At 65.5% G+C, this 12,351-nt stretch carries 4 protein-coding genes; 3 read left to right on the forward strand and 1 reads right to left on the reverse strand.

The window, feature by feature from the left end:
* Positions 1 to 128: 128 nt before the first annotated feature.
* Positions 129 to 257, reverse strand: a complete 129-nt coding sequence (locus tag ACH4S9_RS14990; protein ID WP_358849255.1) for a hypothetical protein — start codon at positions 255 to 257, stop codon at positions 129 to 131.
* A gap of 1,079 nt (positions 258 to 1,336) precedes the next feature.
* Here ACH4S9_RS14990 and ACH4S9_RS14995 point away from each other — a divergent pair.
* From ACH4S9_RS14995 to ACH4S9_RS15005, 3 genes are all read left to right on the forward strand, one after another.
* Positions 1,337 to 5,068: a LamG-like jellyroll fold domain-containing protein gene (locus ACH4S9_RS14995; RefSeq protein ID WP_398372096.1), complete on the forward strand. Its 3,732-nt coding sequence runs from the start codon at positions 1,337 to 1,339 to the stop codon at positions 5,066 to 5,068.
* Between the two features lie 83 nt (positions 5,069 to 5,151).
* Positions 5,152 to 11,625: an RHS repeat-associated core domain-containing protein gene (locus ACH4S9_RS15000; protein WP_398372098.1), complete on the forward strand. Its 6,474-nt coding sequence runs from the start codon at positions 5,152 to 5,154 to the stop codon at positions 11,623 to 11,625.
* 193 nt (positions 11,626 to 11,818) lie between these two features.
* Positions 11,819 to 12,316 (forward strand): hypothetical protein, encoded by a 498-nt coding sequence (locus ACH4S9_RS15005; RefSeq protein ID WP_311729329.1) that lies wholly within the window; start codon positions 11,819 to 11,821, stop codon positions 12,314 to 12,316.
* The last annotated feature ends 35 nt before the right edge of the window (positions 12,317 to 12,351 follow it).

Below are 12,351 nucleotides of genomic sequence, written 5' to 3' on the forward strand. Positions count from 1 at the left end.
CCAAGCATCCGGAAACTGCGTCACCCGAGGTGACCTGCGGTTTTAGGCCAGCTAGGCCGAAGCCCTGGCCGAAGCCGCCCTCGAGGCGGTCGACCGGCAGCACACCGCCCTGCCAGAGGAGAGGATGATCACGCAGGGCTGATCATCACCCTGGCGAGGAGGTGATGGGCCTCAACGAGCAGCTCGCCGAGATCGGCAGGCTCATTGCGGTCCGGCTTCGCGAGCAGCACCTCGCCGACGTGACGCGGCGACGACACGACTCTTATGGCCGAGGCGCAACATGCGCGCCGGAAACTCTTCGCTACCAATCAGGACGTATCCTCCGCTCCCCTCCAACCTCAACGTCTTTGAGGGCGTCTGCGGCACTGCCTGTCTCTTCGAGCCTCCGCGGATCGCGGACGGCGCGCACGCGAGTGCCCACGCGCCGTTGGACCCGGCGAGCATGTGGCCGACTGTGCCCCGTGGTGCAGCGGGGTGCAGGGCTGATGCGTGTGCTGGGGGAGGGGCGCACGGAGGTCCCGTGCGGGGGCTGTTCATGGGTGGGCGATCCTGCCACCATCTCTACGTCCTTTGGAGATAGCGGATGGCGCTTGCCGCCTCGCAACCGCTCGTCCACCCCGTGTCTGCGATGTTCCTCAGCCAGCTGCTCATGGCAAACAGTTCCGACCGCGTGAAGTCCTACCCTGCGGCTGGGGCCTCGGTTGCCCCGGTACCAGAGCTTTCCAGCCAGGCCACATCCCTATGCAGCCACGCCGGCTCGGCGGGAGCGTGGTCTTTTTCGGCCGGGCTCGGGCTGGTGTGTTCGCCGTTGAGAGCAATCACTGCCAGGGCGCATTGGATGGCTTGCCGCTCGACGATGGGGGAGCGGTGTCACCGTTCTCGGTGCAGCACTGCCTCGTTCCTCTGTCCGGACGGAGCTACCTCGGTAAGTATGCGCAGCTTGACTGCGGCGGGAAACTCGGGCGGGGCTTGGCACCGGGTTCCCGGCCCGACCAGTTGTTCACGCTGGTCATCTGAGGGTGGGGTTCTTCTCTCGCCGTGGAAGGGGGCCCGCACATCTCTGGTGTCTCGCCTACGGCCGACGGGGCGGGGGCTCGGTGATCATCTGAAGGCTTGCTGGAGGTCGTGTCCGACGGGTGGCTGTAAGTCACCCGTCCAGTGGAAACGTGATCTGCTTCACGTTGACGGAGGGAGCCAGAGGGCCGTTAACTCGCTGCGCATTTGAAAATCTTGTGACTCTGGGGTGGGGACTGTGGAGTTGGGGTGGAGACCGTGGCGTGCGCGAGCGCGAAGACGCTGGTTATTTCCTGTGGTCGGTGGGGCGCTCGCGACGGAGATGCTGCTGTCCGTGCTGTCGTCGGTCGCGTCCCTCTCGCCTGCCGCGCATGCGGCGGCGCCCGCGTCGGCGTTGTCGGAGGAGTCGGCGTCTGCGCGGGCAGTGGCATCAGGCGAGCCTGTGGAAGTGACCTCGGCGCGGAGTGAGTACTCGCAGACGGTGGCGAACCCGGACGGCACCTTCACCCTTACGCAGTCGACGGAGCCGCAGCGTGCGCGTGCTGCTGACGGTACATGGCGCGACATCGATGTCACGTTGCAGAGGTACCCGGACGGCAGAGTGGGGCCGAAGTCCGCGGTGGTGGAGTTGTCGTTCTCCGGTGGCGGGAGCGGCTCGGGCATGTTGGCCATGGGGCGTGGTGAGCGGGAGTTACGGCTGGGCTGGCCCGACTCGTTGCCGGCGCCGACGCTGGATGGGGCCACCGCCACGTACCCGGACGTTTTTGCGGGGGTGGATCTGCAGCTGACGGCGACGGCCGAGGGCTACCGCGACGTGCTGGTGGTCAAGACGGCTGAGGCGGCGGCCAACCCGGAGCTGGAGAAGATCAAGCTCACCGCCACTGGGGACGGCCTGAGCGTGGTACCGGGTGCCGGCGGTGGGGTGCGGGCGGTTGACGCGGATGGCAACGCCGTATTCCGGGGACCGGCAGGGCGGATGTGGGACTCGGCAGGGGAAGACGCCACGGGCTCGCACACCGAGTTCCGGACGGTACCGTCCGGGAAGCAGCGGAGATTGAGCGACACCAAAGATGAATTGGCTCAGCCGGGCGAGGGTGATGCGACCGCTGAATTGCCGGTGACCGTCGGGGACGGCAGTGTTTCGGTGGAGCCGGACTTGGAGTTGCTGCGGGGGGAGAAGACCGAGTACCCGGTGTTCATCGACCCGTCCGTGGGTCTGGGGGCTTCGGAGTGGACGAAGCTGTCCTCTGACGGGGACAGGTTCTGGAAGTTCGATGAGCCGAAGGGTGTCGGCTTGTGCGGCAGTGCGGATGGCTATTACTGCGGGTCGGGTTACCGGGACCGGATGTATTTCGAGTTCGGGGCGTCGAAGCTGGCGGGCAAGCATGTGCTGGACGCGACGTTCCGGGCGTATGAGACGTGGTCGTTCAACTGCAACCCGTACTGGGTGGACCTCGAGCGGACCGACAACATCTCCGAGGGGACGCGCTGGCCGGGGCCGAAGCAGTTGGACCAGATGGGCGACCGTTACGTGTCGGCGGGTCGGGGGGATCTGTGCAGCCCGGAGCAGCCGAACAAGTGGATCGAGTTCAACGACAACCCGGATGAGCCGGATGAGAACCTGACCTCCACAGTGCGGTCCCTGGCTGACGGCAAGATCTCCCGGCTGACGCTCATGTTGCGGGCCAAGGACGAAGGTGAGCCGCGGGCGTGGAAGCGCTTTGACTCCAACGCGGAGTTGAAGGTGTGGTACGCGCACAAGCCCGGCGTGCCGACCTCGGTCGGGGCCATCCCGGGCACGGGCAACAAGGCACAGTGCCGGTCCTCGTCGGATCCGCTGACCGTGACGGTGGACACCCCGACGGTCCAGGCACGTGTGCAGACGAAGGTCGAGGCTCACGAGGGCGACGAAGAGGGCTCACTGCAAGCCGAGTTCGTCATGCAGCGCAGCAGCACGGACACCAACTCGGGCTCTTGGTCGCAGGTGTGGAGCGACTACAAGCCGGACAGCGGCTGGGATCCGGATGGCACGCTGGAGAGGACGACGACGGACAAGCGGGCCGATGGGGGGCTGTACCGGTTCCGCGCCCGGACCCAGTCGCACTGGGCCTACAACGGCAGGTCGGGTGATCTGTTCTCGCCGTATTCCTCCTGGTGTTATCTGCGGATCGACTCCACGGCGCCCAAAGTGCCGGTCATCGTGCCCGGCGCCCCGTACACCGAGTGCACGGCCAACGACTGTGCAGCACACGGAGGCCCGGGTAAGCCGGGGACCTTCACCTTCAAACCGAACACGGCCGACAAGGACGTGAAGGCCTACCGGTGGCGGCTGCTGACCTCCGACGCTGATGCGACCAAGCGGGTGACCGCCCCGACCACGAATGCTTCGGTGCAGGTCAAGGACGTCAAGCCTGGCCTGCCTGGCGCACAGACACTGTCGGTGGAAGCCAGCGATCTGAAGCTGGACAAGGAAGGACGGGTGCGCTGGGGCCCGCCAGCGGAGCTGGCCTTCAAGGTGGCGGCTGCTCCCGGGCCGACCGGGCGGTGGCGCTTCGACGACGGCGGCCCCGGCTCGGGGCTGACGGTGGCGAAGGACACCGGCGAGGTGGGCTCCCGCCACGACCTGGTGCTGCGGGACGAGGCCGGCACCGGCTGGTCGACCCTCGCCAGGCGAGGGGCCGGTGACTATTCGCTGCGTCTGAACGACAACCTGAGTGATCCGTCGAAGCAGGTGGGCTATGCGTCGACGGACGGCGCGGCCGTGAACACGCAGGATTCGTTCACCGTCTCCGCCTGGGCGTATCTCACCGACGCGTCGGCGAATCACGTGGTGCTGTCGGCACCGGGGGAGTACGGATCGGCGTTCACCCTGTATTACTCGTCCGCGTACAAGAAGTGGGTGTTCAACCGGACCGACCGGGACAAGAACGATCCGGTGTACATCCGCTCGTTGGCCGAGGCGGAAAGTCCTCCCTTGCGGGTGTGGACGCACCTGACCGGCGTCTTCGACACACAAAACGACGCCGACAAGAGCAACGACACGATCCAGCTGTTCATCAACGGACGTCCCCAGGGCAACCCGGTCGTCCTGGCCGACGTGGCACCCACGTACGAGCCGTGGACGGCCGACCGCAACCTCATGATCGGCCGATCCAAGGTGGCAGGAACGTACGGCGAGTACTTCCTGGGCCGCGTCGATGAGATCGCCGTCTGGCAGGACGCCCGCACCCCTGAGCAGATCCGGGAAGAAGACCGGCTGGACAAGGACGGAGCGCCGACGAACGAACTGGTGGCGCACTGGGACGCCACCATCTCCCAGGGCAGCCAGGTGGTGGAGAGCCCGGAGGACCCGGACGACCTGGTCAGCACCACCTTCCCCTACCGGCGCGGCCCCATGACGCTGTCCGGGTCAGGCGCGGCACTCACCGGCGAGGACGCGACGGCGCTGGTGCTCAACGGCAGCTCCGGTTACGCCTCGGCAACGGGTCCGGTGGTTGACGAGACCGGTTCGTTCACGGTGTCGGCGCGGGTGCGACTGAACAAGGCGCTGCTGGCGGTCAAGCCGGTCGGTTACCGGGGACTGGTTGCCGCGCAGGCCACACCAGTCGGCAAGGAGTCGTCGTGGGCGTTGTGGGTGGAGAAGCCTGCGGAGGACACCTACCAGTGGAAGTTCGGCCGGACGGCAGTCGACAGCAGCGGGAAAGTGACGGACACCGCGCTTGCTGCCGCCCAGGAGACGGTGGGCGAGAAGGAGTGGGACACCTGGGTCGATGTGACCGGGGTCTTCGACGCGGGGCTCCCGTTCACCGATGGTGACGGCGATCAGCAGCTCGGGGTAGCGGAGTTGTTCATCGGCCAGTTCGCTCAGCAAAGCCCATCAGACATCGGCCTTGAGGTGCCTCAGCAGGGCGGTGGAGCTCTCTCCGCGGGCAGGGGCTCGGCCGTCGGCGCCACGGGCCACTACCTTCCGGGTGATCTGGCGAAGGTACGTGTGTGGACGGGCGCGATGACGCCCGAGCAAGTGGCTTCGCAGATCGCGCAACCTTCGACATAGCCGCCTCGGCCTTCGTACCCCACCCTTCGCAGACCTTTGACGGTGTGCGGGCGCGTCGGCGCCCGCACACGAGGAGACTTGCCATGAACCAGTTCGGGTCCGGCATGCCCCGGATAGGCGGCACGGCACGCAGGAGACGATCCTGGGAGAGACGGTTCGCCGTCTTAGCGGGGTTCGCCCTGGTGCCGGGGCTGCTGTCTCCGGTCGCTTTCGCTGACGCTCCGGACCCGCTCGGAAAGCCGAAGCTGAAGGCACCCCGGTCCTCAACAGTCTCCCCGCTGACCAAGAAGGCGAACGATAAGAACGCCCGCGTGGTTAAAGCCACCGAGGCCGCCGACCTGACCGCGGCCAGGCGGGCGAAGGCGGATCAGAAACGGTCGGTTTCCTGGCCCCGGCAGGGCCAGGAAACACTCACACTCGGCGCCAAGAAAACTGCCACCGCGGAACCAGGCGCCCTCCCGGTGACGTTGATCGCACCCGCAGTCGGCAACGACGGGAAGAAGGGACACGTCGCCCGCACCGTCACCGTCAAGGTCCTCGACCAGAAGGCGGCCGGCGAGCTCGGTGTCAAGGGCGTCGTGCTCACCGCCACGGGCCCCACGGACGGAGGCAGAGCCCGGATCAGCGTCGACTACTCGGCGTTCGCTTCCGCTTACGGCGGTGACTGGGCCGGGCGGCTCCAGATCGTGAAGCTTCCGGACTGCGCACTGAAAGACCCTGAACAAGCGCACTGCCGAAGCCGCGAGACCGTGCCTTTCACCAATGACCGGGCTGGCCGGCGTCTCGAGACCACGTTGTCCTTCGCCTCCGCGCCTGCCGGCCAGTCAGCGGTGCTGGCCCTGGCAGCCGGGACCAAGTCGGGGTCCGGCGACTACAAGGCCACGCCGCTCGCGGCCTCCTCTACCTGGGAGGCCGGCGGCTCGTCCGGCAGCTTCACCTGGTCGTACCCGTTGCGGACGCCGCCCGCCGCGGCGGGACCGTCCCCGGACCTGTCGATCTCCTACGACTCGGGCAGCGTGGACGGGCGTACCGCGTCCACCAATAACCAGGGGACCGCGATCGGTGAGGGTTTCGACCTCACTTCGTCCTTCATCGAGCGCAAGTACGGCTCCTGTGACGACGACGGACAGGACGACAAGTTCGACCTCTGCTGGAAGTACGACAACGCCTCCCTCGTCCTGAACGGCAAGGCCACCGAGCTGGTCAAGGACGACACCAGTGACCGGTGGCGGCTGAAGAACGACGACGCATCCACCGTCGAGCACCACACCGGCGCCGAGAACGGCGACGACAACGGCGAGTACTGGACCGTCACCACCGGCGACGGCACCGTCTACACCTTCGGCCTCAACAAACTCGACGGGGCCGGCGCGGATGACCGCACCGCATCGGTGTGGACCGCTCCGGTCTTCGGCGACGACGAGGGGGAACCCGGCTACGCGGACGGCAGCAGCTTCTCCGGCCGGGACAAGAAGCAGGCCTGGCGGTGGAGCCTCGACCTGGTCGAGGACACCCACGGCAACGCCATGACCTACTGGTACAAGGCCGAGGAGAACAACTACGACAAGCTCGGCGACGACAACACCGGCACCGGCTACACCCGCGGCGGCTACCTGAAGGAGATCCGCTACGGCCAGCGCAAGGATGCCCTGTTCTCCACAACCCCCGCCGCCTCCAACAAAGTCGTCTTCGACTACGCCGAGCGGTGCCTGGCCTCCGGCACCGGCTGCGACTCGCTCACCAAGGACACCCGCGACAACTGGCCGGATGTGCCCTTCGACGCGGTGTGCAAGGACGACGACAAGTGCACCGGTACGGTCAGCCCCTTCTTCTTCACCCGCAAGCGGATGACGGGCATCACCACCTACGCGTGGGACGCCGCCGCCTCCACCCCCGGCTACGCCGCGGTCGACAACTGGACTCTCAAGCAGCTCTACCTCGACCCGGGCGACACCGGTGACACCGCTGACCAGTCTCTGTGGCTGGACGAGATCAAGCACACCGGCAAACGCGGCAGCGACCTGGCCCTGGACCCGGTGAAGTTCACCCACGTCTTCCTGCCCAACCGTGTTGACGGGGCGAGTGACGACATCCTCTCCCTCGACAAGCCGCGTCTGAAGACGGTCACCTCCGAGGCCGGGGCCCAGACCATCGTCAGCTATGCCGAGGCTGACTGCGTGGCCGGGCAGACGATGCCCAAGGTCGACGAGAACACCCGGCGCTGCTACCCGGTGTACTGGTCGCCGAACGGGGAGAAGGACCCGGTCCTGGACTGGTTCCAGAAGTACCGGGTCACCTCCGTGTCCACCACCGACCCATACGGCGGCTCAGAGGCGGTCCAGCACACCTACAGCTATGAGGGCGGGGGTGCCTGGCACTACAACGACGACCCGATGACCCCGGCCAAGGAACGCACCTGGTCCATCTGGCGCGGCTTCGGGAAAGTCACCCACCTCACCGGGGACCGCGACAGTACACAGCTGAAGACGGTCACCGTCTATCTGCGCGGGATGAACGGCGACCGCGTACTGGGCACGGACGGCAAGACGCCCGACCCGGACAGGCGCAGGCAGGCCAAGGTCACCGGCATCAAGGGCGAGGCCATCACCGACTCGGACCAGTACGCCGGGTTCACCCGCGAGACCGTCACCTATAACGGGGACATCGAGGTGACGGGCACGGTCGATGACCCGTGGTCCAAGCGCACCGCCACCCAGCACAAGTCGTACGCCGACACCGAGGCCTACTACGTCCGCACCGCCGCCACCCACACCCGCACCCGCATCACCAGCGGCCTCACCCCCGTGGACCGTGTGCGGACCACGGCCACCACGTACGACGACTACGGCATGGCCCAGACGGTCGAGGACCGCGGCGACGACGCCAAGCCCAACGACGCCAAGCCCAACGACGAGACCTGCACCCGCACCTGGTACGCGCGCAATGACGACAAGGGCATCAACGCGCTGATCTCCCGCACCCGCACCACCGCACAGCCCTGCGACACCCCGGACACAGACCTCGACCTGCCCGCGGACTCCAGCCGCCAGGGCGACATCATCTCCGACACCGCCACCGCCTACGACACCACCACCTGGAACGCGTCACAGAAACCCACCAAGGGCGAGGCCCAGTGGACCGGGCGGGCCAAGAGCTACGGGACCGACAACGCCCCCGCCTGGCAGCAGACCGGCACCGCCGCATACGACACGCTGGGCCGGCCCACCGTGGTGAAGGACGCGCTGGACAACACCACCACCGCCACGACCTACACACCAACCAGCATCGGCCCCTTGACGTCGACCACAGTGGCTGACGCCAAGAGCTTCAAGACCACCACAGCCCTCGACTTCGCCACCGGAGCCGCGCTCAAGGTCACCGACCCGAATAACAAGATCACCGAGAGCGAGTACGACGCGCTCGGCCGGGTCACTAAAGTCTGGCTGCCGAACCACACCAAGGTCCTGTGGCCGACCACACCGAACTACACCTACGGCTACCACCTCAACAGCACCTCGCTGCCCTGGATATCCACCAGCGCACTCAAAGGCGACGGCTCCGGGTACAACACCACCTACGAGATCTACGACTCACTCCTGCGCACCCGCCAGGTCCAGTCACCCACACCGGTCGGCGGCCGGCTGATCGGCCTGACCCTGTATGACGACCGGGGGCTCGCGGTCAGCTCTCAGGCGGACATCTGGGACGAGACCGCGTCCCCGTCGGGCACACCCGTGCAGACGGAGGGCAGCCAGGCCCCCGTCCAGACCGATACCACCTATGACGGCGCCGGGCGGGCCACCAAGACGGTCACCAAGAATTACGGTGTCACCCGCTGGACCACCGAGACCGGCTACACCGGCGACACCGTCGCCACCAGCGCCCCCGTCGGCGGTCAGGGCGTCGCCGAGGTCACCGATGTCCGCGGGCAGACCACCGAGCGGCGCGAATACGCGAGCCCCAAGCCGACCGGCTCTGAATTCGCCACCACCGGCTTCACCTACACCCCCGGCGGTCTGCAGAAGACCATCACCGGTCCGGACAAGGCCACCTGGTCCTACTCCTACGACCTGGCTGGTCGGCAGGTCCAGACGGACGACCCGGACAAGGGCAAGACCACCACCAGCTACAACACCCTCGATCAGGTCACCAGCAGCACCAACGCCGAGAAGCAGACCCTCGTCTACGACTATGACGAGCTCGGCCGCAAGACGGGCATGTGGAGTGGCACCAAGACGGATGCCAACAAGCTCGCCGCCTGGACCTTCGACACTCTGGCCAAGGGGCAGCAGGACACCGCCGTCCGCTATGACGGGGGCCTGGCTGGCAAGGCGTACACGCGGAAAGTGACGGAGTACGACAGCCTCTACCAGGTCAAGGGCAGCGAGCTCACGCTCCCCGACGAGGATCCGCTCGTCAAGGCGGGAGTACCCAAGACCCTGGCCTTCACCACCGGCTACCGGCTCGACGGCACCATCAGCCAGAGTCGTGAACCGGCCGTAGGCGGACTCGCCGCCGAGACCGTCTCCTACACCTACAACGCCACCGGCCAGCACCTCACCTCCCTGGGCACCACCGGATACCTCCAGGGCGCCACCTTCTCTCCGCAAGGTGATCTGCGGCAGCTGACCGTGGGCATGTCTGGGACCAACTCGGCGAAGAAGGCCTACCTCAACTACGACTACGAGCCCGGCACCCGCCGCCTGACCCGCTCCTACGTCACCGACGACGTCCACGGCTACATGCCGCAGGAGCTGAAGTTCACCCAGGACGACGCGGGCAACGTCACCTCCATCTTCGACAACGCGACACTCGGCGGCACCGGCAAGGCCGACTACCAGTGCTTCACCTACGACGGCTACCGCCGCATGACCGAAGCCTGGACCCCGGCCACCGCCAACTGCGCCACCACCGGCCGCACCACCGCCAACCTCGCCGGCGCCGCCCCCTACTGGGCCAGCTACCACTACAACACCGCGGGCCAACGCAGCGAACAGACCGAACACACCACAGTCGGCGACACCATCACCAAATACACGTACGGTACGCAGACCGGTCAGCCCCACCCGCTCACCAAAACCGAAACCAACGGCGGCACACCCCGCACCTACATCTACGACAAGACCGGCAACACCACCGGCCGCCCCGGCACCCAGGCCACCCAGACCCTGACCTGGAACCCCGAGGGCAAACTCGCCGCTACCACGGAACCCGCGGCTGGCAGCAAGCCCGCCACCGCCACCGGCTATCTCTACGACGCCGACGGCGAACTCCTCATCCGCCGCGCCACCAGCACAGACGGCGACACCGTCCTCTACCTCGGCGCCACCGAAGTACGCCTCACCGTCAAGGGCGGCACGAAGACCCTGTCCGGAACCCGTTACTACACGGCCAACGGCCAGACCATCGCAGTCCGCACCGCCAGCACGGCGACCACCGGCACCAAACTGTCCTTCCTGGCCGCCGACCACCACGGCACCTCCAGTATCGCCCTGGACGCCACCACCTCCGCCATCACCAAGCGCTACACCACCCCCTTCGGAGGCCCGCGCGGCCAAAAGCCACAAGCCTGGCCCGACGACAAATCCTTCCTCGGTAAACCCGCCGACACCACCACCGGCCTCACCCACATCGGCGCCCGCGAATACGACCTCACCCTCGGCCAATTCCTCAGCATCGACCCACTCCTCACCCCCGAGCAAGCCCAATCCCTCAACGGCTACAGCTATGCCAACCAAAACCCTGTCAGCGCTTCCGATCCCACCGGCCTGTGCATGGACCCCGGCAACGGACACTGCATGCCGACCAATGGCGGCGATGCAGGCAAAGACGCCCCACCGGAGGACCGCTACCCTCGAGGCAGCAGTAACGGCACCGGCCGCAGTTCAGGCTCGGGTACTGCTCAGTCGAGCAGTACAGGTGAACTTATAAATAGCTCTGAAGCCAACAAGCGGCACAATGAAGCTCAGCGTGTCGCTATTGAGTATTTACGTCTGACTAACCCCGGGGCCACGGTGCAGGCTGAATACGAGATTTTAGGGGCAGGGAAGAATGGTGCAACCGATGGCTCGGCCGACATTGTGATGCTGAAAGACGGAGTTCTGTACATATGGGAAGTAAAGTCCGGGCGACGCGGTAAGGATGAGAAGGTGGCTGCGGCCGAGGTAGCGCACTATGTTAAAATGGAGAGAATTCTCCAAACCGGCCCAGGAGGGCAACATTTACAAGTTCAGGCAGGTTTCGACATCCCTCAACTTGTGACCCCTGATGTTGTGCAAAAGGACCGCGTCCTGGTGACTGTTTCAACGAACAAGAAGCGGGCCGACCTCGTGGGTAAAGGTAAGCACGACGGGGCAATAAGCTGGTGGACGCGCAGGAGTTCTGGCCCCAAGGACCCGTCGTTGAAACCCTATCCCAGAACCGTCCCGGCCAGAGTCTGGGACTGGAATCCCAGCCCGAGTGCGGTGAAAAACATCAAAAAAGGCATTGCTTATGGGACTGCAACCGCTGCAGGCATCGCTCTCACCATTTTGACTGGCGGTGCTGCGACTCCGTAAGATCCCTGTAGCCCCTGGCTCCCCTGGGGTGGAATGCCAAGTTTTTCAGGGGCAGAGATGGTGTGGAGGACTAACACTGTTCAGCAGGTGGTGGCAGTGGCTTCAGATCTTATGGAAGGCGTCAACGGCAGTTGAATTGGCTCGACTGCTGTTGATGGCTCCCTCTCCCTCTGTCATTGAAATGGGAAATAGTATGAGTGAGTTTACGAACTTCATCGGATCTGTGTCGATTGAGCCGCCACTGAATGAGAGCGAAGTCCTCTACCTTCAAAGGTTCTCGAATACTCGCAGGATGGCGCGTATCTCTGGTCCCTACTCCACCGTTGCAACTGGACGTCTTGTTGTGCCGGATGGTGATATCCTGGACATTAATGAGCCCCCTGCCGGCCAGCCTGGCCTGTATTGCCAATGGATCCCCGGCGAATCGGGTGCTTCCCTGGAATGGAGTCGGCGCAGTAAATTTCCGTTTGCGGCGGAGTGGATGTCTTATATAATTGACCAATTTCTTAAGCCTGGGGCTGCTCTGGCTGACGAGATGGCGACACCGATAAAAAACAGATACTATGCACCTGAATTTCTGGAATTTACATTCAATCACACCCTGGATGGCGAAGTGGTGGGAGTCGGGGAGTTAGGGGAGCGTTGCCGGATTATCGTAAGTAGAAATCAGGTGAGGGCTGAGGAGGGTTGAAATCCTGTCCGACCGGGGTGCTGCCCTTGCCGGAA

The organism is Streptomyces sp. NPDC021225, assembly GCF_044332865.1.
Classification (GTDB): Bacteria; Actinomycetota; Actinomycetes; order Streptomycetales; family Streptomycetaceae; genus Streptomyces.